The organism is Pseudonocardia sp., from assembly GCF_025465255.1.
Classification (GTDB): Bacteria; Actinomycetota; Actinomycetes; order Mycobacteriales; family Pseudonocardiaceae; genus Pseudonocardia.
This window is the reverse complement of sequence record NZ_JAODNI010000232.1, coordinates 1-24,760: the sequence shown is the minus strand read 5'-3', so window position 1 is coordinate 24,760 and position 24,760 is coordinate 1. Positions and strand designations below refer to the sequence as shown.

At 73.2% G+C, this 24,760-nt stretch carries 21 protein-coding genes and 2 pseudogenes; 15 read left to right on the top strand and 8 right to left on the bottom strand.

The annotated features are described in order from the left end of the window. Window positions 1–396 (bottom strand): annotated as a pseudogene (locus JWP64_RS29095) (hypothetical protein); the annotation flags it as partial. A 128-nt stretch (window positions 397–524) separates the two neighbouring features. Here JWP64_RS29095 and JWP64_RS29090 point away from each other — a divergent pair. Then, window positions 525–902: an OB-fold nucleic acid binding domain-containing protein gene (locus JWP64_RS29090; protein WP_297503313.1), complete on the top strand. Its 378-nt coding sequence runs from the start codon at window positions 525–527 to the stop codon at window positions 900–902. 131 nt (window positions 903–1,033) lie between these two features. Next, window positions 1,034–1,798, top strand: a complete 765-nt coding sequence (locus JWP64_RS29085; protein WP_297503311.1) for a DUF3159 domain-containing protein — start codon at window positions 1,034–1,036, stop codon at window positions 1,796–1,798. 4 nt (window positions 1,799–1,802) lie between these two features. Here the strand turns inward: JWP64_RS29085 and JWP64_RS29080 are convergent, their stop codons facing one another. Together JWP64_RS29080 and JWP64_RS29075 are read right to left on the bottom strand one after the other, a co-directional pair. Next, window positions 1,803–2,465 carry a TrkA family potassium uptake protein gene (locus JWP64_RS29080; protein WP_297503309.1) on the bottom strand — a complete coding sequence of 221 codons (663 nt, stop codon included), beginning with the start codon at window positions 2,463–2,465 and terminating at the stop codon, window positions 1,803–1,805. A gap of 5 nt (window positions 2,466–2,470) precedes the next feature. Further along, window positions 2,471–3,133, bottom strand: a complete 663-nt coding sequence (locus tag JWP64_RS29075; protein ID WP_297503307.1) for a TrkA family potassium uptake protein — start codon at window positions 3,131–3,133, stop codon at window positions 2,471–2,473. 127 nt (window positions 3,134–3,260) lie between these two features. On the opposite strand from JWP64_RS29075, the gene JWP64_RS29070 reads away from it, so the two are divergent. The 4 genes from JWP64_RS29070 (at window position 3,261) to JWP64_RS29055 (ending at window position 10,573) form a co-directional block, all read left to right on the top strand. Beyond that, the gene (locus JWP64_RS29070; protein ID WP_297503306.1) at window positions 3,261–5,339 is read left to right on the top strand and encodes an APC family permease; all 2,079 of its coding nucleotides are present in this window, start codon (window positions 3,261–3,263) and stop codon (window positions 5,337–5,339) included. A 7-nt stretch (window positions 5,340–5,346) separates the two neighbouring features. Next, window positions 5,347–6,555: a TRAM domain-containing protein gene (locus JWP64_RS29065; RefSeq protein ID WP_297503304.1), complete on the top strand. Its 1,209-nt coding sequence runs from the start codon at window positions 5,347–5,349 to the stop codon at window positions 6,553–6,555. A 49-nt stretch (window positions 6,556–6,604) separates the two neighbouring features. Continuing rightward, the gene (locus tag JWP64_RS29060) at window positions 6,605–7,465 is read left to right on the top strand and encodes a MaoC family dehydratase N-terminal domain-containing protein (protein ID WP_297503302.1); all 861 of its coding nucleotides are present in this window, start codon (window positions 6,605–6,607) and stop codon (window positions 7,463–7,465) included. Window positions 7,466–8,170: 705 nt separating this feature from the next. Next, entirely contained in the window at window positions 8,171–10,573 is a 2,403-nt protein-coding gene (locus JWP64_RS29055; protein WP_297503317.1) for a Tex family protein, read from the top strand. Window positions 10,574–10,665: 92 nt separating this feature from the next. On the opposite strand, the gene JWP64_RS29050 is transcribed toward JWP64_RS29055, so the two are convergent. Next, window positions 10,666–11,379, bottom strand: a complete 714-nt coding sequence (locus tag JWP64_RS29050) for a tyrosine-protein phosphatase (RefSeq protein WP_297503300.1) — start codon at window positions 11,377–11,379, stop codon at window positions 10,666–10,668. Window positions 11,380–11,673: 294 nt separating this feature from the next. On the opposite strand from JWP64_RS29050, the gene JWP64_RS29045 reads away from it, so the two are divergent. Continuing rightward, the gene (locus JWP64_RS29045; protein ID WP_366890777.1) at window positions 11,674–13,509 is read left to right on the top strand and encodes a DEAD/DEAH box helicase; all 1,836 of its coding nucleotides are present in this window, start codon (window positions 11,674–11,676) and stop codon (window positions 13,507–13,509) included. A gap of 140 nt (window positions 13,510–13,649) precedes the next feature. On the opposite strand, the gene JWP64_RS29040 is transcribed toward JWP64_RS29045, so the two are convergent. Then, a complete protein-coding gene (locus JWP64_RS29040; RefSeq protein WP_297503298.1) occupies window positions 13,650–14,159 on the bottom strand; it encodes a L,D-transpeptidase in 510 nt (169 codons plus the stop codon). 280 nt (window positions 14,160–14,439) lie between these two features. Here JWP64_RS29040 and JWP64_RS29035 point away from each other — a divergent pair, with 280 nt between their 5' ends. From JWP64_RS29035 to JWP64_RS29025, 3 genes are read left to right on the top strand one after another with little or no spacing between them, the layout of a single operon-like run. Continuing rightward, window positions 14,440–15,795, top strand: a complete 1,356-nt coding sequence (locus tag JWP64_RS29035; protein WP_297503296.1) for an MFS transporter — start codon at window positions 14,440–14,442, stop codon at window positions 15,793–15,795. 25 nt (window positions 15,796–15,820) lie between these two features. After that, window positions 15,821–16,564 (top strand): hypothetical protein, encoded by a 744-nt coding sequence (locus JWP64_RS29030; protein WP_297503294.1) that lies wholly within the window; start codon window positions 15,821–15,823, stop codon window positions 16,562–16,564. 47 nt (window positions 16,565–16,611) lie between these two features. Continuing rightward, complete coding sequence (locus JWP64_RS29025; RefSeq protein WP_297503292.1) at window positions 16,612–16,917, top strand: hypothetical protein; 306 nt, start codon at window positions 16,612–16,614, stop codon at window positions 16,915–16,917. Here the strand turns inward: JWP64_RS29025 and JWP64_RS29020 are convergent. Next, window positions 16,914–17,672 (bottom strand): DsbA family oxidoreductase, encoded by a 759-nt coding sequence (locus JWP64_RS29020; protein WP_297503291.1) that lies wholly within the window; start codon window positions 17,670–17,672, stop codon window positions 16,914–16,916. The genes JWP64_RS29025 and JWP64_RS29020 overlap by 4 nt on opposite strands. Window positions 17,673–17,805: 133 nt before the next feature. Between JWP64_RS29020 and JWP64_RS29015 the strand changes: the two genes are divergently transcribed. The 3 genes and pseudogenes from JWP64_RS29015 (at window position 17,806) to JWP64_RS29005 (ending at window position 20,788) form a co-directional block, all read left to right on the top strand. Then, window positions 17,806–18,300, top strand: coding sequence for a sigma-70 family RNA polymerase sigma factor (locus tag JWP64_RS29015; RefSeq protein ID WP_297503289.1), 495 nt, complete (start codon window positions 17,806–17,808; stop codon window positions 18,298–18,300). 100 nt (window positions 18,301–18,400) lie between these two features. Then, a pseudogene (locus JWP64_RS29010) lies at window positions 18,401–19,162 on the top strand (Asp/Glu/hydantoin racemase); the annotation flags it as partial. A 1,035-nt stretch (window positions 19,163–20,197) separates the two neighbouring features. Further along, complete coding sequence (locus tag JWP64_RS29005) at window positions 20,198–20,788, top strand: class I SAM-dependent methyltransferase (RefSeq protein WP_297503287.1); 591 nt, start codon at window positions 20,198–20,200, stop codon at window positions 20,786–20,788. Here JWP64_RS29005 and JWP64_RS29000 read toward each other — a convergent pair. Next, window positions 20,752–22,359: an NAD(P)/FAD-dependent oxidoreductase gene (locus tag JWP64_RS29000; RefSeq protein WP_297503285.1), complete on the bottom strand. Its 1,608-nt coding sequence runs from the start codon at window positions 22,357–22,359 to the stop codon at window positions 20,752–20,754. The two genes, JWP64_RS29005 and JWP64_RS29000, sit on opposite strands and share 37 nt — an antisense overlap. 116 nt (window positions 22,360–22,475) lie before the next feature. Between JWP64_RS29000 and JWP64_RS28995 the strand changes: the two genes are divergently transcribed. Beyond that, window positions 22,476–23,198 (top strand): aldolase/citrate lyase family protein, encoded by a 723-nt coding sequence (locus tag JWP64_RS28995; protein WP_297503283.1) that lies wholly within the window; start codon window positions 22,476–22,478, stop codon window positions 23,196–23,198. Between the two features lie 86 nt (window positions 23,199–23,284). Here the strand turns inward: JWP64_RS28995 and JWP64_RS28990 are convergent, their stop codons facing one another. After that, the gene (locus JWP64_RS28990; RefSeq protein WP_297503281.1) at window positions 23,285–24,070 is read right to left on the bottom strand and encodes a methyltransferase domain-containing protein; all 786 of its coding nucleotides are present in this window, start codon (window positions 24,068–24,070) and stop codon (window positions 23,285–23,287) included. A gap of 33 nt (window positions 24,071–24,103) precedes the next feature. Here JWP64_RS28990 and pepE point away from each other — a divergent pair. Continuing rightward, window positions 24,104–24,760, top strand: a 657-nt coding sequence (gene pepE, locus JWP64_RS28985; protein ID WP_297503279.1) for a dipeptidase PepE, incomplete at its 3' end; no start/stop codon positions are given.

Below are 24,760 nucleotides of genomic sequence, written 5' to 3'. Positions count from 1 at the left end.
CGCGGCCGGCGCGTCCTCCGGGGTACCGGACCAGGCGGGAAGCGCCACCAGAAGCCCGGCGATGGGCAGGTCCGGGTCCGCGTCGAGCCGCTCCGCCACCCAGCTCGCGGCGACCTGCGCGCCGAGGGAGATCCCACCCACCAGCAACCGGGCCCCGGGAGTCGCGGTGGCGACGGAGAGTGCCTGGTCGAGCGCGGCCCGGTACCGCCGGACGACCGCTGCGGAGCGGTCCGGCTCGGGGGCGACGAGCATCACGCCCACCGATCGCAGCACGTCCTCGAACGCCCGGCGGACGAAGCACCCGTCCGATCCGGAACCGGGCAGGATCGCCGCACTCAGCGGACCGCGGAACGACCTGTCATCGTGGGCCAGGACCCGCTCGTCGACACCGCGCACGGCCCGAGCTTTTCATGCGGGTTCATCTGGTTGCCGGGACACATTCCGGGTTTCCCGAGCGTTACGCTGGTACGGGCAAGCGGCCGGATCAATGGAGACGGCCCGCGCCCGAGCAGCCGAGGAGAGTTATGGCCAGCACGGACGGTGGGCCCTTCCGCCGTATGCTTCGAAAGCTCACCAGCGACGTCGACGTCCTGGACGCGGACGACCTGTCCGAGGACGCGGAGCGCTCCGGTGCCCAGCGCGCGAGTGAGTGCGCCTGTGGCCAGGAGGTCACCGTGTTCGGGCGGATCCGCAGCGTCGAGTTCTGCCCGCAGAGCGCGGATGCGACGCTGCAGGCCGAGCTCTACGACGGGACCGAGGGAGTGACGCTGGTCTGGATGGGTCGACGCCGGATCCCGGGCATCGAGCCGGGTCGGACGATGCGGGTTCGCGGCCGGATCTCGGTCCGGGACGGGCACAAGGTGCTCTACAACCCGTACTACGAGATCTGTCAGGCCCAGTGACGGATGGTCCAGCGACGGATGGTCCGGTGACGGATTCCCGAGGGACCGAGGGCCCGGGGACCGATCGGTCGGTGACGGGTCGTGGGGCCGGGAGTGCCGCCGGCGACACCGAGGCGGACACGGAGCGGACGATGCGGATCCCGCGCGTCACCGCTCCGCTCGCCGAGGACCCACCGACGGCGCCGATCGGCTCCCCGGTCACGGGCGGGGCCCGCCACGGGCGGCCCGCGTCCACCCCCGAGCCCGACGGCGAAGAGCCGCGGAGCGCGCCCACCCTCATGGACCAGATGGGCGGCATCTCCGGCATCGTCGCGTCGACGATCCCGGTCGCCGTCTTCGTCGTCGCGAACATCCTGTCCGAGCTCAAACCCGCACTGATCGCCGCGATCGTGGCCGGCGTACTCGTGGCCGGCTGGCGGATCGCCCGCAAGCAGCCGCTGCAGCCCGCCGTCTCCGGCCTGGTCGGTGTCGGCGTCTGCGCCTTCATCGCGTACCGCACCGGGCAGGCGCGGGGCTTCTACCTGCCCGGACTCCTCTACAGCGCCGCGCTCGCGCTGGCCTTCCTGGTCTCGATCATCGTGCGCCGGCCGCTGGCCGGGGTCGTCTGGCACGGTATCAACGGGCACGGCCAGGGCTGGCGCAAGGACCCCCGGATGCTGCGCGCCTACATGTGGGCCAGCGGTCTCTGGACGCTCGTCTTCGCGGCCCGTCTCGTGGTGCAGGGCTGGCTGTACAACGCGAACCAGGACACCTGGCTGGGCATCGCGCGGCTCGCCATGGGCTACCCGCTGATCGGCGTCGCCCTGCTCGGCACGGTCTGGGCGGTCCGCCGGGCCCGCCGCGACGCCCCGTCCGCCGGCGGGTCGACCGGAACCGGGGCGGCCGACCCGTCCTGACGGGTCAGGGCCCGTCGACCACGGCCGAGCGGATCTCCTCCTCGACGGCCGCGGTGGCCACGAACAGCAGCTCGTCGCCCGGTTCCAGCGTGTCGTCGGCCTGCGGGACGATCACCCGTCCGCCCCGCAGGATCGTCACCAGCGCGGAGTCCGGCGGCAGCTTGAGGTCCCTCACCGGGCGCCCGGCCAGCCGGGTCTCCGACGGCAGGGTCACCTCGACCAGGTTCGCCTGACCCTGGCGGAACGTCATCAGGCGCACCAGGTCCCCGACGGCCACGGCCTCCTCCACCAGCGCGGCCAGCATTCTGGGCGTCGAGACCGAGACGTCGACGCCCCAGTTCTCGCCGAACAGCCACTCGTTGCGCGGGTCGTTGACCCGGGCGACCACCCGCCGCACGCCGAACTCGGTCTTCGCCAGGAGCGAGACGACCAGGTTCACCTTGTCGTCCCCGGTGGCGGCGATGACGACGTCACAGCTCTCGACACCGGCCTCCTCCAGCGAGGCGAGCTCGCAGGCGTCCGCGTGGACCCACTCCGCCTCCTCCACGGACGACGGGTCGATCTGGGTCAGCTCCCGCTCGATCAGCATCACCTGGTGCTGGCTCTCGACCAGCTCCCGGGCGATGGAACGGCCGACCGCGCCGGCCCCGGCGATCGCCACTCTCATCCCGCTCAACCTTCCTGCGGCGGGGCCGCCGCAGCCGTGGTGACGTCGCTGACCGTGCCGGAGACCGCGGCCACGTAGACCGTGTCCTCGGCCTGCACGGCGGTGTCCCCGCGGGGGAGCACGCCGGTGCCGAACCGGACGATGAAGGCGACCCGGCAGCCCGTCGCCTCCTCCAGCTCCCGGATCGGGCGGCCGACCCAGTCCTCGTGCAGCGGCAGCGGCAGGACCGCGACCGTACCGGCGGGCTCCCGCCACGCCGTCGCGACGCCGTCCGGGAGCACCATCCGCATGAACCGGTCCGTGGTCCACGGCACCGTGGCGACGGTCGGGATGCCGAGCCGCTCGTAGACGGCGGCGCGCTTGGCGTCGTAGATGCGGGCGACGACCCGCTCGACGCCGAAGGTCTCCCGCGCCACCCGCGCGGAGAGGATGTTCGAGTTGTCCCCGCTGGAGACGGCGGCGAACGCGTCCGCCTTCTCGATGCCGGCCTCGACGAGGACCTCGCGGTGGAACCCGAACCCGACGACCTGGCGGCCGTGGAAGTCCGGGCCGAGCCTGCGGAACGCCTGCGGGTCCTTGTCGATCACGGCCACCTCGTGGCCGAGCCGCTCCAGACCCGCGGACAGCGAGGCGCCGACGCGCCCGCATCCCATGATCACGACGTACATCTCGTGAGGGCCCCTCCCGGGCTCGCTTGCCTTCTCCCGCCCGGGTCAGCCCGGTCGAACGGGGTGATCCGTGCGGTCGGCGCACGCTATCGCGTCCGACGACCGCCGAGAGCATAGGCTTCCGCCCGTGTCCAAGCTCGGCGTCGCCGTGAAGCGCATCCTGGTCGGCCGCCCGCAGCGGAGCGACCGACTGCAGAGCACCCTGCTGTCCAAGCGCATCGCGCTGCCCGTTTTCGCCTCCGACGCGATGTCCTCCGTGGCGTACGCGCCCGAGGAGATCTTCCTGACCCTGTCCGTCGCGGGCGTGGCTGCTTACTCGCTGGCCCCGTGGATCGGCCTCGCGGTCGTGGTCGTGCTGCTCACCGTGGTCACGAGCTACCGGCAGAACGTGCACGCCTACCCGTCGGGCGGCGGGGACTACGAGGTCGCGACGGTCAACCTGGGCCGACGTGCCGGGCTCACGGTCGCGAGCGCCCTGCTCGTCGACTACACGCTCACCGTCGCGGTGTCGATCTCGGCGGCCGCGGCCAACATCGGCGCGCTCGTGCCGTTCGTGGCCGAGCACAAGGTGGGGTTCGCGGTGGTCGCGATCGCCCTGCTGACCACCGTGAACCTACGCGGCATCCGGGAGTCCGGGACAGCCTTCGCGATCCCTGTCTACGCGTTCATGCTCGGGATCGCGACGATGATCATCTGGGGGCTCACCCGGATCCTGCTGCTCGGCCAGGACGTGCACACCGCCAGCACGGACCTGCACCTCGTGGCGGAGGGGGACGCGTTCACCGGCATGGCGCTGGTGCTGCTCGTCCTGCGGGCGTTCACCCAGGGCGCCGCGGCGCTGACCGGCGTCGAGGCGATCAGCAACGGCGTCCCGGCGTTCCGCAAGCCCAAGTCCAAGAACGCGGCGTCGACCCTGCTGCTGCTCGGCACGATCTCGGTCGCCATGTTCATGGGACTGATCGCGCTGGCCCAGCTCACCGGGGTCAAGATCGCCGAGGACCCGGCGCGGCAGTTCCCCGACGCGCCCCCGGGCTACGTCCAGCAGACGATGGTCGCCCAGCTCGCGGACGCGGTGTTCAGCGGTTTCCGCCCCGGGTTCTTCTTCGTCGTGATCATGACGGCGCTGATCCTGGCGCTGGCGGCCAACACGGCGTTCAACGGCTTTCCGGTCCTCGGTTCGATCCTGTCGCAGGACCGGTTCCTGCCCCGGCAGCTGCACACCCGCGGGGACCGGCTCGCGTTCTCCAACGGCATCCTGATCCTCGCGGCGCTGGCCATCGTGCTGGTGATCGGCTTCCAGGCGGAGGTCACGCGGCTCATCCCGCTGTACACGGTCGGGGTGTTCGTGTCGTTCACGCTGAGCCAGACAGGCATGGTGCGGCACTGGAAACGCCTGCTCGCCGACGAGACCGATCCGGCCGCACGCCGGCGGATGCGCCGCTCGCAGACCATCAACGGGTTCGGCGCGATCATGACCGGGGTCGTGCTGATCACGGTGCTGATCACGAAGTTCGCCCTCGGCGCCTGGATCGCGATCGCCGCGATGGCCGGGTTCTTCCTGCTCATGGTGGCCATCCAGAAGCACTACGACCGGGTGTCGACCGAGCTGCAGGCGGGGGAGTCGGACGCCGTCCTGCCGTCGCGCAACCACGGCGTCGTGCTCGTCTCCACGTTGCACAAGCCCACGTTGCGCGCGCTCGCCTACGCCCGCGCGGCCCGGCCGGACGTCCTCGAGGCCGTCACGGTCAATGTCGACGACGCGGACACCAAGAAGCTCTTCCGGGACTGGGAGAAGAGGAAGATCCCGGTGGCGCTGAAGGTGATCGAATCCCCGTATCGGGAGATCACCAGGCCTGTGCTGGACTACGTGAAACGGATCCGCAGCGACAACCCGCGGGACGTCGTCACCGTCTACATCCCGGAGTACGTCGTCGGCCACTGGTGGGAGCAGTTGCTGCACAACCAGAGCGCCCTGCGGCTGAAGAGCAGGCTGCTCTTCCAGCCCGGCGTGATGGTCACGAGCGTGCCCTGGCAGCTCGACTCCTCGCAGCGCTCCCACGTGTTGAGCCCGCACTACGCGCCCGGGGCCTCCCGGCGCGGGTACCCGTCGATGCAGCAGCTGCCGGGGGAGTCGAGCTCGCCCGCCGAGCCCGTGCCGGCCGCTGCCCGCACGGGAAAACCCCGGAAGGACGACCGTGTCTCCTGAAGCCGCCGTGACGAGGACCCCCGCCCCGGACTGGACCGACCGCGTCCTGGAGCTCGAGATCGGGCCGATCGCGCACGGCGGGCACTGCGTCGCGCGCACGGACCCGGACGACGAGGGCGGCCGCGGCCGGGTCGTGTTCGTCCGGCACGCCCTGCCGGGGGAGCGGGTGCGCGCCGTCGTCACGGAGGACCAGGGTGGCGGGTTCTGCCGCGCGGATGCGATCGCCGTGCTGGAGCCGTCGCCGGACCGCGTCGCCGCGCCCTGCCCGTGGGCCCGCGCCGGCGGCTGCGGCGGCTGCGACCTGCAGCACGTCGAGCCCGGCGCGCAGCGCAGGCTGAAGACGGCGGTGCTGCACGAACAGCTCCGGCGGCTCGCGGGCCTCTCCTCGGACGTCGTCGTCGAGGAACTGCCCGGCGGCTCGCTCGGCTGGCGGCAGCGGCTGCGGCTCGCGGTCGACGACGAAGGCACGCCCGGGCTGCGGGCGCACCGCAGCCACGAGGTCGTCCCGATCTCGGACAGTTTGCTCGCCCCGGAAGGCCTGCTCGACGGCGTCCTCGGCGCCCCCTACCCGCCGGGGGACGAGGTCGACGTCGCCCTGGACGCGGACGGGGTGCGGCACGTCGGCGTCGTCTCGACGGCCGGGCACAACGGCGGTTCCGTGCAGCGGGCGGTGGGCCGGGAGTGGGAGCTCTCGCCAGGTGCGTTCTGGCAGGTCCACCCGGCGCTGGCGGACACGCTCGTCGACATCGTGCGCGAGTGGGCGGCCGCGCCGGCCGGGGGCACCGCGTGGGACCTCTACGGCGGGGTCGGGCTCTTCGCCGCGGTGCTCGCCGAGCAGGTCGGGCCGGACGGGCGCGTGAGCGTCGTCGAGTCGTCGCGCCGGGCCGTCGAGGACGGGCGGAGCGCGCTGCGGGACCTGCGGCAGATCACGTGGCGGGCGGGACGGGCGGAGGCGCTGGTCACCTCGCTGCCGGACCCGGACGTCGTGGTCGCGGACCCGCCGCGGAAGGGCCTGGGCCGGGCGATGGTCGACGAGATCTGCGCGCGTTCGCCGAAGCGCGTCGTGCACGTCGCGTGCGACCCGGCGGCGCTGGCCCGGGACGTCGGCCTCTTCGCTGAGCGGGGCTACGAGCTCGCCGCGCTGCGCGCCTTCGACGCCTTCCCGATGACGCACCACTTCGAGTGTGTTGCGCTGCTCACGCCCGTGCGCGAATAACGTTGTTCCCGCGACGTCTTCCGCGCACGACCTCGACGGAGGAGGACACATGACCGGACTCGCCGACCACGTGGCCGACTGGAAGCCCGAGCCGCTCGAGGAGACGGACACCGTCGGGGCCTGGCCCTCCGGTGCGTTCGCCGCGGTGCTGGACCAGCCCACCCCTATCGACGAGCGGGACGCGCCGCTGCCGCTCGGCTGGCACCGCTTCCACTTCCTGGAGGCGCCGGCGACGGCCGAGCTGGGCGAGGACGGGCATGTGCGCGAGGGCCGCTTCCTCCCGCCGATCCCGAACCGCCGCCGGATGTTCGCGGGCGGCCGGCTCACGGTGCACTCGCCGATCCGCGTCGGCGACGAGATCGTGCGGCGCAGCGAGATCACGTCCGTCGAGCCGAAGTCCGGGCGCAGCGGCGAGATGCTGTTCGTGACGCTGCGGCAGGAGTTCCGGCGGGACGGGCAGCTGCTCCTCGCCGAGGAGGAGGACGCGGTCTACCGGCAGCAGGAGCCCGGCGCACCGCGCGCCACCCCGCAGGCCCCGTCGCCCTCGGAGCTGCCGGACGCGGCGCCGTGGCGGGCGATGCTGCACCCGGACGAGACGATGCTGCTGCGATTCAGCGCGCTGACCTACAACGCGCACCGCATCCACTACGACCTGCCGTACGCCCGCGAGGTCGAGGGCTTCCCGGGCCTGCTCGTGCACGGTCCGCTGCTCGCGCTGCTGCTCCTGGAGCTGCCACGGAGGTTCGCGCCGGACCGTCAGGTGACCGGGTTCTCCTACCGCCTGCGGTCCCCGTCGTTCGCGGGTGCCCCGATCGTCGCCGACGGTACCCCGACGGACACGGGCGTCGACCTCGCCGCCGGGGTCCCGGGAGCCGCCCCGGCCATCACCGGCACGGCCACCTTCGCCTGACCCCCTCCGCCGAGCCCGTTCCACCCCCCGGCCGGTCGCGCTCCGAGCCCGCCGAGTCGCGCTCGGAGGCCGGGCGGGTCGCGCTCTGAGCCCGGGCCAGTCGCGATCTGAGGCCGGCGAGTCGGGGCCTGGGTCCCGCGAGCCGCGATCAGGTGTATCGCGCGATTCGGGGTCCGGGTCGAGCTCAGGACAGCCCGTTCCAGCTCAGGACAGCCCGTTCCACTGCGGGGAGTTCGGGTACGGGCGACCCGGCATCCCTCGAGCAGGGCGTCTGACCGGCCTGGATCTCGTCTCGCCGAACATCGTGATCACGATCACGGGAGCGAACGCGGTCCCTGGCGTCGGTCGTGGTCCTGAGATCATGATCACGGAGGCGCTTCGCTGATCGCTTGCAGGTACGAGCACTCCGGCCGACGCCGATCGCGACTCGCCCGGCCTCGGATCCCGACCCGCCCGGGCTGAAACCCCGACTCGCGGGGTTCCGGAGCGCGACTCGCAGGTTTCAGGCCCCGACTCGCGAGGTGATCATGGGTAGCCGACGGTGCGCGACGCCGCGCCACCGGCCCCGGGCTCGGGCTCGCCGGGGTGGTTCGCCACCATAGAGGGGTGACAGGTTCGGTTCCCCCAGCGCAGTCGCCCGCCGCCCCCGCCCTGGCCTCGCCCGCCGCCCCCGAGGCCCCGGCGAAGTCCTACGCGGGATGGTCCATCCCGCAGCGGATCGCCGACGAGATCGGGGTGCGCACCAATCAGGTCGTCGCCGCCGTCGACCTGCTCGACGGCGGTTCCACCGTCCCCTTCATCGCCCGCTACCGGAAGGAGGCGACCGAGGAGCTCGACGACGCGCAGCTGCGCACCCTCGAGGAGCGTCTCCGCTACCTCCGCGAGCTGGAGGAGCGCCGCACCGCCGTCCTCGACGAGATCCGCAAGCAGGGCAAGCTCGACGAGGCCCTGGAGGTGCGGATCCTCGCCGCCGAGTCCAAGGCCCGCCTCGAGGACATCTACCTGCCGTTCAAGCCGAAGCGCCGCACCAAGGCGATGGTGGCCCGCGAGAACGGCCTGGAGCCGCTCGCGGACGCGCTGTTCGGGGACCCGACGCTGGACCCGCAGACCACCGCGGCGGACTACCTGAACGAGACCGTGGCGGACACCGCCGCAGCCCTCGAGGGCGCCCGGTCGATCCTGGTCGAGCGGTTCTCCGAGGAGGCCGACCTCATCGGTGGCCTGCGCGAGCGCATGTGGTCCAAGGGCGTGCTCGTCTCCAAGGTCCGTGAGGGCAAGGAGACCGAGGGCGCCAAGTTCTCGGACTACTTCGACTTCTCCGAGCCCTTCACCAAGCTGCCCAGTCACCGGATCCTCGCGGTGTTCCGCGGGGAGAAGGAGGACATCCTCGACGTCTCGCTGGAGCCGGACTCCCAGCCGGTCGAGCCCGGCCGGCGTTCGGACTACGAGACCCTGGTCGCCGCCCACGTCGGGATCTCGGACCAGGGCCGCGCGGCGGACAAGTGGCTGAACGACGTCGTCCGCTGGACCTGGCGCACCCGCATCCTGCTGCACCTGGGCATCGACATCCGGGTCCGGCTGCGCACCGCCGCGGAGGAGGGCGCCATCGGCGTCTTCGCCTCCAACCTGCGGGACCTGCTGCTCGCCGCGCCGGCGGGCACCCGCGCGACCATGGGTCTGGACCCGGGCCTGCGGACGGGCGTCAAGGTCGCGGTCGTCGACGGCACCGGCAAGGTGCTGGCCAAGGAGACGGTCTACCCGCACGAGCCCCGCAAGGACTGGAAGGGTGCCCTCGCGACGCTGTCGAAGCTCGCCGCGGCCCACCAGGTCGAGCTGATCGCGATCGGCAACGGGACGGCGTCCCGAGAGACGGACGCGCTGGCCGCTGAGCTCGTCGCGCAGAACCCCGCGCTGAAGATGACCAAGGTGATGGTCAGCGAGGCCGGGGCGTCGGTCTACTCGGCGTCGGCGTACGCGTCGGCCGAGCTCCCGGACCTGGACGTCTCCATCCGCGGCGCCGTCTCCATCGCGCGCCGGCTGCAGGACCCGCTGGCCGAGCTGGTCAAGATCGACCCCAAGTCCATCGGCGTCGGGCAGTACCAGCACGACCTTCCCGAGTCGTCGCTCTCGCGCTCGCTCGACACGGTCGTCGAGGACTGTGTGAACGCCGTCGGGGTGGACCTGAACAGCGCGTCCGCCCCGCTGCTGCGCCGGGTGTCCGGGATCAGCGAGTCCCTGGCCACCGGGATCGTGGCGCACCGAGACGCGAACGGCCCGTTCCGCACCCGCACCGCCCTGGCCGACGTGCCCCGGCTCGGCCCGAAGGCGTTCGAGCAGTGCGCGGGCTTCCTGCGGATCCGGGGCGGCGACGAGCCGCTGGACGTCTCGGGCGTGCACCCGGAGTCCTACCCGGTGGTCCGGAAGATGGTCGAGGCCGCGAAGGTCCAGGGGATCGGCGAGCTGATCGGCAATGCGCCGAAGCTCAAGACCCTGCAGCCGAAGCGGTTCGTCGACGACCAGATCGGCCTGATCACCGTCACGGACATCCTCACCGAGCTGGAGAAGCCCGGCCGGGACCCGCGGCCCGCGTTCCGCACCGCCACCTTCGCCGAGGGCGTGCACAAGATCGCGGACCTGCGGCCGGGGATGCTGCTGGAGGGCGTGGTCACCAACGTCGCCGCCTTCGGCGCGTTCGTGGATGTCGGGGTGCACCAGGACGGGCTCGTGCACGTCTCGGCGATGTCGAAGGACTTCGTCTCGGACCCGCGCGAGGTCGTGAAGTCCGGCGACGTGGTCCGGGTCAAGGTCATGGAGGTCGACGAGGCCCGCAAGCGGATCTCGCTGACCCTGCGCCTCGACGACGAGCCGGGCGCAGGCAAGGGCAAGCGGCCTGCCAGGGGAGACGGCGCGGAGGGCCAGGGCCAGACCGGCCGCCGCGACGACCGCGGCGCAGACCGCCGGGGCGGGCCCCGCAGCGGTAAGCCGAGCGGCGGCGGCAAGCCCGGCGGGAATCAGGGTGACCGGCGCGGGAGCGGGCAGCGGCAGGACAAGCCGGCCCCGCTGAGCAACGCGATGGCGGACGCGCTGAAGCGGGCCGGCTTCAAGTAGGGCGCCTCCGGCACTCGAGCGCGGCAGGGGGACGCTGCGGCACTCGTGCGCGGCAATCATCGCTGGGGCGACGATTTCCGCGCACAGGCGCGTCAGCGCACCAGGCCGCTGACGAGCGTGTCGAGGTCGGCCGGCGAGGTGCCGTGCGCCAGCAGGTGGCCGCGGATCCCGCCCTCGTGGCGCTCGAACTCGTCGAGGGCCGCCGCCAGCACCCGGGCGTCGACGCCGGACAGGGCGTCGCTGTTCGAGGGCAGGTGCGCACCCGCGGCCTCGAGCCGGGCCCAGAGGCGCTCGAGGTTGTCGTTGGTGCGCAGGTAGTCCGCCATGACGTCGTCGCGGCGGACCCCCGCCGCCCGCAGCAGCACCGCCACGACGATCCCGGTGCGGTCCTTGCCAGCGGCGCAGTGGACGAGCACGGGGCCACGCGCCGAGGCGACGATCCGCACGATCCGGGCCAGCTCGGCCGTCGCCTCCAGGACGATGAGCCGGTAGGCCCACGCGAGGTCCCGCTCGGCGGCCGGCGTTGCGGCGACCCGCTCCGGGTGCAGGGACTCGCCGAGCGCGACGTGGTGCACGTCCGCCACCGCGGCGAGCGGGTGCACGGCCACGTCGATCTCCTTGGCGGAGCGCAGGTCGATCACGGTTGACGGGTGCGGCGCCGGGAACCCCGCGTCACCGATCTGCGGGGCGTCGCTCCGGAGCAGGACCCCGGACCGGACGACACGGCCGTCGTCGGTGCGCAGCCCTCCGACGTCGCGCAGGTTGGCGAGGGTCCGCAGAGTGGCGGGCAGCAGCGTGGCGGTCACGTCTCCGAGGTTGCAAGACGGAGCGGAACACGGCGCGAAATGGTGAGCGGACACACGACGGGAACACCCGTGGGTCACCTCGCGTTGAAACCAACGTGACGAGCGGTACCACCGCCCGGCGCGATCTCCCGTGGCCCTTCATGTGACAATGGGCGGGTCGGCTGTCAGCGATGACGTCAGCCGAGAGCCCCCATGGTCCATTCACGGCACCTTGCCGCCAGGGCCCGCGGGCTTCCCCGCGGGTGCGTCGTTCCGACAAGGGCGAACGGCCACCCCGCTGCGACAAGGACTTGAGTGAGCACTCTGCTTGACCTGCCAGAAATCGACGACACCGTGATCGACGACGTCGACCTCGATGCCGAGATGACCGACGACGCGGCCGACGAGGCCGACACGAACGACGAGGCTGTCGAAGCCTCCGGTCCCACCTTCGGGGACCTCAACCTCGAGCCGAAGCTGCTGCGCGTGCTCGACGAGCTGGGCTACGAGCGGCCCAGCCCCATCCAGGCCGAGGCCATCCCCTCGCTGCTGGACGGGCGTGACCTGATCGGTCAGGCCGCCACGGGCACCGGCAAGACGGCGGCCTTCGCGCTGCCCATGCTGCAGCGCCTGCACGACCGCCCCGGCACGGGGGAGCGCATCCCCTTCGGCCTGATCCTGGCGCCGACCCGTGAGCTGGCCATGCAGGTCAGCGAGGCCGTGCGCAGCTACGGCGCCGGCATCGGCGCCCGCGTGCTCGCCGTCTACGGCGGCGCTCCGATCGGCCCGCAGCTGGGCTCGCTCAAGCGTGGCGTCGACGTGGTCGTCGCTACCCCGGGGCGCGCGATCGACCTGATCAACCGCGGTGCCCTGACGCTCGACGGCATCGAGGTCGTCGTCCTCGACGAGGCCGACGAGATGCTGGACATGGGCTTCGTCGAGGACATCGAGACGATCCTGCAGGCCACGCCGGACACCCGGCAGGCGGTGCTGTTCTCGGCCACCATGCCGCGGCGCATCGAGATGCTGGCCCGTGAGCACCTGACCAACCCGGTCATGGTGCGGATCGCTCGCGAGGTGGTGCCGGAGGGCGAGGCGCCGCGCGTGCGGCAGACCGCCTACATGGTCCCGCGCTCGCACACCACCGCCGCACTCGGCCGGATCCTGGAGCTCGAGCGGCCCACCGCGGCCATCGTGTTCTGCCGGACCCGCGCGGACGTCGACGCCGTCACCGAGACCCTCACCGGTCGCGGGCTGCGCGCCGAGGCCCTGCACGGCGGCATGGACCAGGAGCACCGGACACGGGTCGTCGAACGGCTGCGCAACGGCCGTACGGACCTGCTGGTCGCGACGGACGTCGCGGCCCGCGGCCTGGACATCGAGCAGCTCAGCCACGTCGTCAACCACGACGTGCCGAAGTCGCCCGAGGCCTACGTGCACCGCATCGGCCGGGTCGGCCGCGCGGGGCGCGAGGGTGTCGCCGTCACGCTGGTTCCGCCGGCGTCGGTCCGCCACCTGCGCAACATCGAGCGCCTGATCGGCAAGTCGGTCCCGGTCTCCCCGGTGCCGACGGTGAAGGACCTCAACGCCGCTCGCCTCGAGCGCACCCGCACCGAGCTGCGCGAGCAGCTCGTCGCGGACCTGCGTTCGGACGACGACGACGCGGACGGCGTGCTCGCGATGGTGCAGTCGCTCGGGAGCGAGTTCGACGCCACGGCGGTCGCCGCCGCGGCCGTCCGGCTCGCCCGGGCCGGCAGCGCCGCACCCGAGGACGAGATCGACATCCCCGTCGTCTCCGCGCCTCGCGAGGGTGGCCGCAGCAGCCGGGACCCGCGTGGTCCCCGTGGCGGTGACGGTGTCCGCGGCCAGGGCACCCGCCCGCCGAAGGCCGGTACCACGCGGCTGTTCGTCTCCGCGGGCCGCGCCGCCGGCGTCCGCCCGCAGGACATCGTCGGCGCGCTGGCGAACGAGTCCCGGCTCTCCGGCCGGGACATCGGCGCCATCACGATCCACGAGCGGCACGCGCTGGTCGAGGTTCCGGAGCACGCCGCGGACGACGTGCTGCGCTCGCTGCGCGGCGCGACGACGCTGAAGGGCCGCAAGGCCAACGTGCGCCGTGACCGGGGCTTCGCCCCGGCCCGCGAGCACTAAGGAGTTCCACGCGAAGGCCCCGTCCCGGATCCCGGGGCGGGGCCTTTCGCCGTCGAACCCCGCGTTGTGGCTCCACAACGCGACGACAGGGCGCCCAGAATCGCGTTGTGGCTCCACAACGCGGGATGAACCCGCGTCAGTCAGTGGATCTCTACGGCGTCGCCCACCTGCAGGTCGGAGTACCAAGCAGCCGCGTCGTCGTGGGCTAGGTGGACGCAGCCCGCGGACGGGTTCTTCGGGTTGCCCTGGTGGAACGCGATCCCGCCCTCGGCGAAGAACACGGAGTACGGCATCGGCGCGTCGTCGAACTCCTTGCTCTTGTGGTTCTCGTCCTTCCACTGGACCGAGAAGTCCCCGGTCGGCGTCTCCTTGCCCTGACCGCCGTGGCTGATCCCCACGGGACCGCGGGTGATCTGGCCGTCGTGGATCAGCCAGGCCTGGTTCGTCGCCAGGTCCACGCAGGCACGGGCGTCGGACGTGCACGGCGTGCCCTCGGTCATGGTCGGCCCGTCGTCGTCGGCGAAGGCGGTCCCCGTGAGCACCGTGCCGGCGATCGCGGCGGTGAGGACGCCCGCCGCGGCGACCCGGCGCCGCCTCCCCACGGATCGTCCGGTGTGCTGATCCGCGTCGCGCCAGGAGTGCCGTGCCATCGAAACCGTCGGTTCCTTCCGTCGTCCCCGGGACGGCACCGCGGCTCGTGCGTGCGCGCGCGTACCCACCGTCCCCGATCCCGAAACGAGCCGCCGCGAACGGGGTGACGGCCCGTGGCCAAACCGTTCCGGTAGGTGTCCGGATGCGTCCTTCAGGCCGCGTGGCGCCGGTGTCCGGGTCGTCCCCGACGGGCGGTCCCGTGATGATCGTGACCTGCGGTTGTCCCGGGGGCCCCGCGCAGGTAGGCAGGACCGACGTCGAGTGCTCGAGGGGGAGCGAATGGTCCAGCGTGAGTCGGCACAGCCGCCTGCGGACGGGGCGACCGCGGTCGTCGCCGAAGCGGTGCGGAAGGCACGCCGGCGGCTGCTGCCGCTGCTGGCGTTCTGCTACCTGCTGAGCTACCTCGACCGGGTCAACGTCGGGTTCGCGGCGGTGACGATGCGCCCGGACCTGGGCATGTCCGCCACCGCCTACGGCCTGGGTGCGGGCCTGTTCTTCATCGGCTACTTCCTCTTCGAGGTGCCGAGCAACGTGATCATGCACCGGGTCGGCGCCCGCGTCTGGATCGCCCGGATCATGATCAGCTGGGGGATCATCGCGTCCACGACGGCCTTCATCCAGGGCGAGATCAGCTTCTACATCGTGCGATTCCTGCTCGGGTTCGCGGAGGCCGGGTTCTTCCCGGGCATCCTGCTGTACCTGACGTACTGGTTCCCGCGCGTGCAGCGTGCTCGCGTCGTCGCGTTGACGTTCCTGGCCGTGCCACTGTCCTCCGTGTTCGGCGGCCCGCTCTCCGGCCTGCTGATCGATCACGGGGCCGGGGTCCTGGGCTTCGCGTCCGGCTGGCGGTTCATGTTCTTCGTCGAGGGGCTGCCCGCGCTGATCCTCGGCATCGTGGTGCTGTTCGTGCTGCCCAGCCGGCCGCGGGACGCCAGGTGGCTCTCCGGGCAGGAGCGGGAGGCGCTGGAGAAGGCGATCGAGGCGGAGGACGACGAGGTGGTCCCGCACGGGCTCGGCGTGCGCGGCGCGCTCAGGGACGGTCGGGTGATCGCGCTTTCCGTCGTCTACTTCGGAATCGTCTTCGGCCTCTACGTGCTGGCCTTCTTCCTGCCCCAGGTGGTCGCCGACCTGAAGGGCGCCCTGTCGACCACGCAGATCGGCCTGGTGACGGCGATCCCGTACGCGGTCGCGGCCGTGGTGATGGTGCTCGTCGCGCGGCACTCGGACCGCACCGGTGAGCGGACCTTCCACGTGGCCGTCCCCGCCCTGATCGGGGCGGTCGGCGTCGCCGTGGCGCTCTACCTGGACTCGCCGTACCTCGTGATCGCCGCCGTCACGGTGTGCGCGTGCGGGGTGTTCGCCGCGATCCCGGTGATCTGGCAGATCCCGAACGCGTTCCTGGCCGGCGCCGGGGCCGCCGCGGGGATCGCGATGATCAACTCGTTCGGCAACCTGAGCGGCTTCGTCGGCCCCTACCTGACGGGCTGGCTGTCCGACGTCACCGGCAGCTTCCGGCCGGGGATGTGGGTGGTCGCGGGGTTCATGACCCTGTCCGCGGTGATCGTGATCGGCCTCGCGCGCAGCGGCCGGGCGAGGGCGGACGGGCTGCCGGAGGTGTCCCGGCAGATCCGCTGAGGCCGCCGTCGGGCAGACTCCGGGGGTGGGCACCAAGCGTCGGCCGTCGGGTCAGAAGCGTGCGGCGAAGGTCGCCGCCCGCAAGCGGAAGCTGGCGGACCGGGCACCCGGACCGGCCGCCCGCGGCATCGAGACCCATCCGGGGCCCGACACCTACGACGACGGCACCGCCGGCCTCGAGGAGATGCGGCTGACGCTCGCGCAGGTCCGCGCGGATCGTGAGCTCGGCTCGGCCGCGGAGGGCTCAGACGAGTGGGCGGCCGCCGTCGAGCGGCACCTCGAGGAGATCGAGGCCGCGGACCTCGACGAGTCCGACTGCATGTACGGGATCGTGGCGGGCCGCCTGTTCCGGACGGTCGGGGACACCCTTGCGGCGGCGTCGCCCGCGCCGGCCCGGGAGGAGATCAGGATCTTCGAGGCGTCGGACGGGGACGTGGCCGTGTCCGGGCAGGCGCCGCCGGCGCAGGCGATGGCGTTCGCGGTGCTGCTCGGCTGGTTGTCCAACCGCGGCCCGCGCCCCATCCCCACGACGGCGCGGGAGCGCGTCCCGCAGTGGGTGCGGCAGACCCTGGGGGAAGGTCCGGCGGACGCGGTCGACCGGGTCGTGGGCATCCTCGGGACGGACGACGAGCGGCAGGCGGCCCTCGCCAAGCCCGCCGACGAGCTCGGCGGGGACTTCCTGCCCGCGCTGGTGTGGATGGCCGCCGGCCTGGTCGCGGTCTACGGCGGCGGCGACGCCGCCTCGTGGCTCGGCCCACCCGAGCAGTAGCCGGGGGCGGAGTGGCGGCGGGGGAGCCCCGGGGCCACAGTGGAGGCATGAGTACGCAGCCCGAGGAGACCCTGGCCGTGCTGGCGGACCGGCTCGGCCGGGAGCAGGTGTTCGGTGAACCCGTCGAGCGGGAGAGCGCGACCCTCGTCCCGGTGCTCCGGATCCGCTCCGGCAGGGGCCGCGGGGGCGTGACCGCACGGGCCGCGGGCGCGTTCGCGATCGGCCGGGACGGCAAGGTGGCCTGGCATCCCGCCGTCGACGTCAACCGGATCGTGTGGGGCGGGCAGCTCGCCCTGGTCGCGATCGCCGTGGCCGTGGCGACCGCGACGGGCAAGCGCCGCAAGAACCGCTAGATCGAGCAGCTCCCGTCGGCGCAGGCCTCCCCGTCGGCCCCGCCGGCCGGGGTGAGCACCTGCAACGGGTGGGACTCGGCCCACGCCTTGTCCAGCACCTCGCGCAGGGCATCGGCGGGCTGGGCGCCCGAGACGCCGTACTTCTCGTCGACCACGAAGAACGGGACGCCGGAGATGCCGTAGCGGCGGGCCTGCGCCTGGTCCTCCCGGACGTCGGCCGCGAAGCGGTCCCCGGCGAGCACCGCGCGGGCCTCGTCGGCGTCAACCCCGGTCTCGGCGACCAGCCGGACCAGCGTCTCGGGGTCCCCGATCCGCTCGCCCTCGGTGAACGTGGCGCGGAACAGCCGCTCCTTCACCGTGTCCTGCAGCGCCGGGCCGCCCGACTCGAAGGCCAGGTGCAGCAGCCGGTGGGCGTCGAACGTGTTGCCGTCGCGGACGGTGTCGAAGCGGAAGTCCAGCCCGTCGGCCGCGGCCGTCTCGGTCATCCGGGCGTGCATCTCCCGGGCGCGCTCGACGCCGAAGCCGTACTTGTCCGCGAGCCGCTGGTTGCGGTCGCCGGCCGGCTGCTCGCGCGGCGCCGTCGGGTCCAGCTCGAAGCTGCGCCAGCGCACCTCGACGTCGTCACGGTGGGGGAACTCGGCCAGCGCCGCACGGAACCGTTGCCGTCCGATCGCGCACCAGGGGCAGACGACGTCGGACCAGATCTCGACCTTCACGAACCGGGCAACGCCCGGGAGGGTCCGGGGATTCCTCACAGCGGGTCCAGAGATTCCGCACACGGAGCGGCCATCCGCGCCCGGGAGCCTTCCGGGGTGGACGCGACGCCTGACGGACCGGACCCCGACACCCTTCGCCGCGCCGTGGCGGGGGAGCGGCGCCGTCACCGACGTGCTCCGGTCGGTGCGGCCCTTCGCCGTGCGCTACTGCCGGGCCCGCATGCATGTCCCGCTGCCCGGGGCGACCGCCGTGGACGTCGCCCAGCAGGTCTGCCTCGCGCTGCTCACCGCCCTGCCGCGCCACCGGGACGTCGGGCGGCCATTTCTGGCGTTCGTGCACCGCGTCGCCGCGAACGTGGTCAGCGACGCCTACCGGGCCGCCGCGCGCCGCCCGGCCGAGGCGGACCTGGTCCCGGACCGCGCGGAGACCGCGGCCGGTCCCGAGCATCGGGCCCTGCTCGCAGACGAGCTCTGCGGGCTCGGCCCGGCGCTGGCCCGGCTGACCCCGACGGCTCGCGAGGTGCTGCTGCTGCGGGTCGTGGTCGGGCTGTCGGCGGAGGAGACGGCGCGGGCGGTCGGGAGCACGCCGGGCGCGGTCCGGGCGATGCAGCACCGGGCCCTGGCGTCGCTGCGAGCGGTGATCGGCGCACGGCCGCTCGCCGCCTGACCGACGGACGTGCCCGGAATCTCCGCGCGGCGCCCGGTCCCTTACGTCCCGGCAACATGCCGGATCCTGACCGGACACATGGTCGTTCCACCGTAATTCCATGCAGGACGGCGTCGGGAGTGCGGCAGGGAGTGTCGACGGCGGGGAGCTCGCGGCCCGGGGCCCCTCACCGACCGCGGGGGTCGGCGTCATCGTCCCCTTCGACTTCGCGCTGGACCGTGAGCTGTGGCGCTGGGTCCCCGAGTCCGCGGCGCTGCACGTCACCCGCACGCCGTTCGTCCCGTCGCCGGTGACCGCGGAGATGGCGCGTGCGATCAGCGACCCGGAGCCCGTCCGCCGCGCGACCCGGGACGTGCTGGAGCCGGAACCGCAGGTCGTCGCCTATGCGTGCACGTCCGGCAGCTTCGTCGACGGCGCGGCCGGCGAGATCGCGTTGACCGGCGTCATGATCGACGCCGGGGCACCGGTCGCGCTCACGACCGCCGGGGCGCTGGTCACGGCACTGGACGAGCTCGGCGCGCGGCGCATCTCGGTCGTCACCCCCTACGTGGACGACCTGACCGAACGCCTCGAGTCCTTTCTCGCCTCGCACGGGGTGAGCACCGCGGCCAGCGTCGGGCTGGGCCTGCTCGGGCAGATCTGGCGGGTCAGCTACGACGAGGTCGTCCGCGCCGTCCGGGCGGCGGACCGGCCGGACGCCGAGGCTGTCTTCATCAGCTGCACCAACCTCGCGACCTACGACGTGATCGCGCCGCTCGAGAGGCTGCTCGGCAAGCCGGTGCTCACCGCGAACCAGGTCACCGTCTGGGCGGCACTGCGGGAGCTCGGTCAGCCCGCCGTCGGTCCCGGCCAGTCGCTGATCACCGGCAGCCGGGTGTTCACGCACGTCGGTCCGCGGGCGCCGCACCTGCGGGTCGTCCCGGAGCCGGCGGCGATCCCCGCGGACGCCGCGGAGTTCGGGGGCGGCCCGGGCGGCCCGGGGGAGCAGACGCTGCACAAGGTCCGCGTCCGGCTGCCGGACGAGGCCGGCGCGCTGGCCCGGCTCACCGGCGCGGTCGCCGAGGCGGACGGCAACATCCTCGGTCTGGCCGTGCACGGGCAGGACTCCCGCTCGGTTGTCGACGAGATGTTCGTCGGGTCGTCGGCGGCGGCCGGGGAGCTGGCGGCGACGATCCGGGAGGGCCTCGGCACCTCGGACCCCGGCGCGGTGCTGGTCACGCCCGCGGACCCGCACGACCTCGTGGACGCCCCGACCCGGGCGCTGGACCTGGCGATCCAGGCCATCGCGGGCGAGGCCTCCGGTGACGACACCGCGATCACCCGCGGGCTCGGTGCCCTCGTCCACGCGGACGACGTCCGGCTGCAGCCGGAGGAACCCACCGCGGACCCGCACGTGCTCGCCGTGCCGGCCCCGCGCGGCGGCTGGCTCGTCGCGGTGCGGGACTGGGCGCCGTTCACGGTCACGGAGGAGGCGCGCGCCCAGTCGTTCCTGCGGGCCGTCACCACCGAGCCGCACCGCCCGCGCTGGGACATTCTGCTGCTGTCCGGGGACGAGCTCACCGCGGCACCGGCCCTGGGGGACGAGATCGACGACGTCGAGGGGCTGCTGTGCGCCTGCCTCGACGCCGCCGCGCGCTCGGAGGGCGCCGAGAGCTACACCGCGAGCTGGACGGACGCCGAGCTGTACGCCCTGCTGGTGACGCCGCACGGGCCGAGCATCCTCGTGCGCGACGAGCACGGGGAGCTCGTGGCGCTCGGTGCCGTTCTGGAGGGGTCGGCACCGGGCGATGCCGAGCTCGTCCTGCTCGTCCATCCGTACCACCGCGGCCTGCGGCTCGGCACATGGCTGCGCAAGCGCCTGCTGGGGGCGGCCGCGCACGCGTGAGACCGTGGGCGCATGCCTGCCGAGCTCCCGTCCGACTGGTCCCGCTGGCGCGGGAAGGTCGATCTCGACTCCTACGACGAGCGCTGGCGCCGGATGGCCGAGTCCGGTGAGGACCCGCACGGCGAGGTCGCCCTCGTCATGACGTACGGGCCGTCGTCGGTGCTCGACGGCGGATGCGGTACCGGCCGGGTCGGGATCGAGCTGGCCCGGCGCGGGGTGCACGTCGTCGGGGTGGACCCCGACGCGGACATGATCGCCGCCGCCCGCGCCAAGGCGCCCGGCCTGCGGTGGGAGCAGACCGGGCTCGAGTCCCTGGCGCTCGAGGAGCGGTTCGAGGTCGTCGTCCTCGCCGGGAACGTGATCCCGTACGCGGCCGCCTCGGTCAGGTCGGAGCTGGTCGCCGCCTGCGCCCGCCACCTGACGCCCGGCGGCCGGCTGGTCGCCGGCTTCCAGCTCCAGGACGGCTGGCCGGCCCTCGACGAGTACGACGCCTGGTGCGCCGCCGCCGGCCTCGCGCCCGAGGACCGGTGGTCGACCTGGTCCCGCGCGCCCTACACCGGCGGCCCCTACGCGGTCTCGGTCTCCAGCGCGAAGCCCGGGTAGCCCTCCGCGGCGACCTTGTCGCAGATCTCCCGATACGGCCCGACACCGCCGACGTAGGGCATCACGACCCGCGGCTTGCCCGGCACGTTCGCGCCCAGGTACCAGGAGTTCGCGTGCTTCATCAGCGTCATGTCCGCGGCCTCGGCGACGTGGGCGACCCATCGTTCCTGCGCCTCGGCGGTCGGCTCGATCGTCGCGAGGCCGTCGGCCTCGAGCCGGGCGAGGCAGTCGGTGATCCAGTCGATGTGCTGCTCGATCGAGACGATCATGTTGCTCAGCACGGAGGGACTGCCGGGGCCGGTGATCGTGAAGAGGTTCGGGAACCCCGCGACGGCGAGTCCGAGGTAGGTGCGCGGGCCGTCCGCCCAGGCGTCGCCCAGGCCGAGGCCGTCCCGGCCGCGGATGTCGATCGTCAGCAGCGCGCCCGTCATCGCGTCGAAGCCCGTGGCGAGCACGATGTCGTCGACCTCGACCAGCTCGTCCGTCGTCCGGACGCCCTGCTCGGTGACGTCGGTGATCGGGGTCTTCCGCAGGTCCACGAGTCGGACGTGGTCGGCGTTGTAGGTCTCGAAATAGCCGGTGTCGAGGCAGGGCCGCTTGGTCCCGAACGGATGGTCGCTCGGGGCCAGGGCCTCGGCGGTCTCCGGGTCCCGCACCAGCGACCGGATCTTGCTCCGGATGAACTCGGCGGCGAGGCCGTTCGCCGCCAGGTCGAGCGGGATGTCCGCGTAGGTGCCGCGGAACGACGTGAGGCTGCCCTTCTGCCACGCGCCCTCGAAGGCGGTCTCGCGCTCCTCCGGCGTCGCCTCCAGCGCACGCGCCTGGGGAACGGCGCCGAGCAGCCCGGCCATCGAGTGCCGCGCCCGGGTGCGGTACGTGCGGTAGTCCGCCTTTCGGGCCTGCTGAACCTCGGAGGCGAGCGGGGCGTTGCGGGCCGGCAGCACGTAGTTCGCGGTGCGCTGGAACACGGTGAGCGCCGCGGCCTGCGCGGCGATCACCGGGATCGACTGGACCCCGGACGACCCGGTGCCGATCACGGCGACGCGGCGGCCGGTGAAGTCCACGCCCTCGTGCGGCCAGCGGGCCGTCGAGTAGACGGGGCCCTCGAAGGAGTCCAGCCCGGCGATCTCGAGGTCCTTGGGCCGGGACAGGCAGCCGGTCGCGAAGATGCAGAACCGGGCCGAGACCGTCTCGCCGCGGTCGGTGATCACCTGCCAGCGCTCGCCGTCCCAGACCGCGCTGGTCACCCGGGTGTCCAGCTCGACGTCCCGGCGCAGGTCGAAGCGGTCCGCGACGTGCTCGATGTAGCGCAGGATCTCCGGCTGCGCGGGATAGCGCTCCGTCCACTCCCACTCCTGCTCGAGTTCTTCGGAGAACGAGTACGAGTACTCCAGGCTCTCCACGTCGCAGCGGGCGCCGGGGTACCGGTTCCAGTACCAGGTGCCGCCGATCCCGCTGCCCGCCTCGAAGACCCGGTAGCTCAGGCCGAGGCCGCGCAGGCGATGCATCTGGTAGAGGCCGGCGAGCCCGGCGCCGACCACGACGACGTCCGGGGAACTGGGGCGGGTCATCGGCACTCCCTTGTGCTCGGTCCTCGCTGACTCTCCCAGGATGCACCCTCGGGCACGCCTGAGCGATCGACCGTTCAGTGGTGCGCTGATCGTCCCGGTCCGGCAGAGTGCGGCACATGGATCAGTTACGCCTCGCCGACGACGCGGTCGGGGGCTGGCTCCAGCTCCCCGGGCCGGCCACCGCGGAGCTCATGGGCTCCATCGGCTACGACTTCGTGTGCGTCGACACCCAGCACGGCCTGATCGGCGACGACGCGCTGCTCCCGATGCTGCAGGCGCTCGCGGCGACCGGCACGCCGTCGCTGGTCCGGGTCTCCCACAACGCGCTCGGCGTGATCGGCCGGGCCCTGGACCGGGGCGCCGGCGGGGTGGTCGTGCCGCTCGTCGAGTCCGTCGAGGAGGCGGCCGCCGCGGTGGCGGCCTGCCACTACCCGCCGCGGGGCGCCCGCAGCTACGGCCCGACCCGGGTGGCCTGGGGCGACGCGGACGTCCTGGCGCCCGGGCTGTGCGCAGTGATGATCGAGACGGCCGCCGGGCTCGCCGCGCTGCCCGGGATCCTGCAGGTCGACGGCGTGGACGCCGTGTTCGTCGGCCCGTCCGACCTCGCGCTGGGAACGGGCCGGGCGCTCGCCGGGCAGGACGAGGACCCGAGCTATGACGAGCTGCTCGCCTCGATCACCGCGCAGTGCACGGCCGCCGGGATCCCGGTGGGGATCTACTGCGCCTCGCCCGCGCACGTGCATCGCTTCCGGGGCCTGGGCTTCACCTGGTTCGCGGGCCCGGCCGAGGGCGCCCTCCTCCGCGCCGCCGCCCGCACCGCCCTGCGCGAAAGCCGCTGATCAGGCCACCCCGCGCGAAAGCGCTGCTCAGGCCGCCCTGTGCGTGCGCAGCCTCGTTCTAGCGAGGCTGCGCACGCACAGGGCGGTCAGGCCTGCGCGAGGAGCTCGCCGTGCGGGACGGTGAACCAGCCGTCCGGGCTCGCCGCCCAGCGCCGCCACGCCGCGGACATCGCCTCCAGGTCGTCGCGGGTCGCGAGGCCGCGGTCGAGCGCCTGGTCCGCGACCGACGAGGAGACGATCCGCTCCGCCCAGGAGCCGCCCCACCAGGCGCGCGTCTCCGGCGTCGCGTAGCACCAGACCGACGCCGACGGCGTGACCCCGGTGAACCCGGCCTCGTGCGCCCAGCCGAGCAGTCGTCGTCCGGCGTCGGGCTCGGCGACGTTCCCGCGGGCGACGGCGCGGTAGAGGGCGAGCCAGGCGTCGAGCCGCTCGTCGTGCGGGTACCAGGTGAAGCCGGCGTAGTCCGCGTCCCGCACCGCGACGACCCCGCCGGGCCTGGTCACGCGCCGCATCTCCCGCAACGCCGCCACCGGGTCGGACAGGTGCTGCAGGACCTGGTGGGCGTGCACGACGTCGTAGCCGTCGTCCGGGTCGTCGAGGGCGTAGACGTCGCCGATCGCGAACTCCGGTCCCGTCCCGGCCGCGCGGGCCTCGGCGAGAGGCGCCTCGACCACGTCGATCCCGCGGACCCGGCCGGGAGCGACGCGTGCCGCCAGGTCGTGGGTGATCGTGCCGGGCCCGCAGCCGACGTCGAGGAGATCGAGGCCGGGTCGCAGCAGCGGGAGCAGGTACGCCGCGGAGTTCTCGGCGGTCCGGTTCCGGTGCGAGCGCAGGACGCTGTCGTGGTGGCCGTGGGTGTAGACGTCGTTCACGGAGCCGATTGTCGGTCACGCGAAGATGGACGGGTGCTCCTCCTGCTCTCCAACTCCACGAACCACGGCTCCGCGATGTTCGCGCACGCACGCGAGGCGCTCGCGCGGTTCTTCGACGGCCGCGAGGTCCTGTTCGTGCCCTACGCGGCGGCGGACCACGACGCCTACTCGGCCAGGGCCGTCGACGCCTTCGCGGAGGTGGGGGTCCGCGCACGGCGGGTGCCGGCGCACGATCCCGCGGCGGCGATCCGGGATGCGGAGGCGGTGTTCGTCGGGGGCGGGAACTCGTTCCGGCTGCTGAGAGACCTGCAGCGGACGGGGTTGATCGCCGCGGTCCGGGAGGCCGTCGCGCGCGGCGCCCGCTACGGCGGCGCCAGCGCGGGCACCAACATGGCCTGCCCGACGCTGTGCACCACGAACGACATGCCGATCGTCGAGCCGGCCGGGTTCGGGACACTCAGCCTGCTGCCCTTCCAGATCAACCCGCACTACCTCGACCCGGATCCCGCCTCACGGCACATGGGGGAGACCCGGGAGGCCCGGATCGCGGAGTTCCACGAGGAGAACGACGTCCCGGTGCTCGGCCTGCGCGAGGGCGCCTGGCTGCTGCGGGACGCGTCCCTGAGCCTGCACGGGCACACCGCGCGGCTGTTCCGGCGCGGGGAGGACCCGGTCGAGCTGGCCCCGAAC

Bases quoted from the DNA above. Each gene is read 5' to 3' on its own strand.
- JWP64_RS29090 (WP_297503313.1), top strand. From the start codon at position 525: ATGGCCAGCACGGACGGTGGGCCCTTCCGCCGTATGCTTCGAAAGCTC.
- JWP64_RS29085 (WP_297503311.1), top strand. From the start codon at position 1,034: ATGCGGATCCCGCGCGTCACCGCTCCGCTCGCCGAGGACCCACCGACG.
- JWP64_RS29080 (WP_297503309.1), bottom strand. From the start codon at position 2,465: ATGAGAGTGGCGATCGCCGGGGCCGGCGCGGTCGGCCGTTCCATCGCC.
- JWP64_RS29075 (WP_297503307.1), bottom strand. From the start codon at position 3,133: ATGTACGTCGTGATCATGGGATGCGGGCGCGTCGGCGCCTCGCTGTCC.
- JWP64_RS29060 (WP_297503302.1), top strand. From the start codon at position 6,605: ATGACCGGACTCGCCGACCACGTGGCCGACTGGAAGCCCGAGCCGCTC.
- JWP64_RS29040 (WP_297503298.1), bottom strand. From the start codon at position 14,159: ATGGCACGGCACTCCTGGCGCGACGCGGATCAGCACACCGGACGATCC.
- JWP64_RS29035 (WP_297503296.1), top strand. From the start codon at position 14,440: ATGGTCCAGCGTGAGTCGGCACAGCCGCCTGCGGACGGGGCGACCGCG.
- JWP64_RS29025 (WP_297503292.1), top strand. From the start codon at position 16,612: ATGAGTACGCAGCCCGAGGAGACCCTGGCCGTGCTGGCGGACCGGCTC.
- JWP64_RS29005 (WP_297503287.1), top strand. From the start codon at position 20,198: ATGCCTGCCGAGCTCCCGTCCGACTGGTCCCGCTGGCGCGGGAAGGTC.
- JWP64_RS29000 (WP_297503285.1), bottom strand. From the start codon at position 22,359: ATGACCCGCCCCAGTTCCCCGGACGTCGTCGTGGTCGGCGCCGGGCTC.
- JWP64_RS28995 (WP_297503283.1), top strand. From the start codon at position 22,476: ATGGATCAGTTACGCCTCGCCGACGACGCGGTCGGGGGCTGGCTCCAG.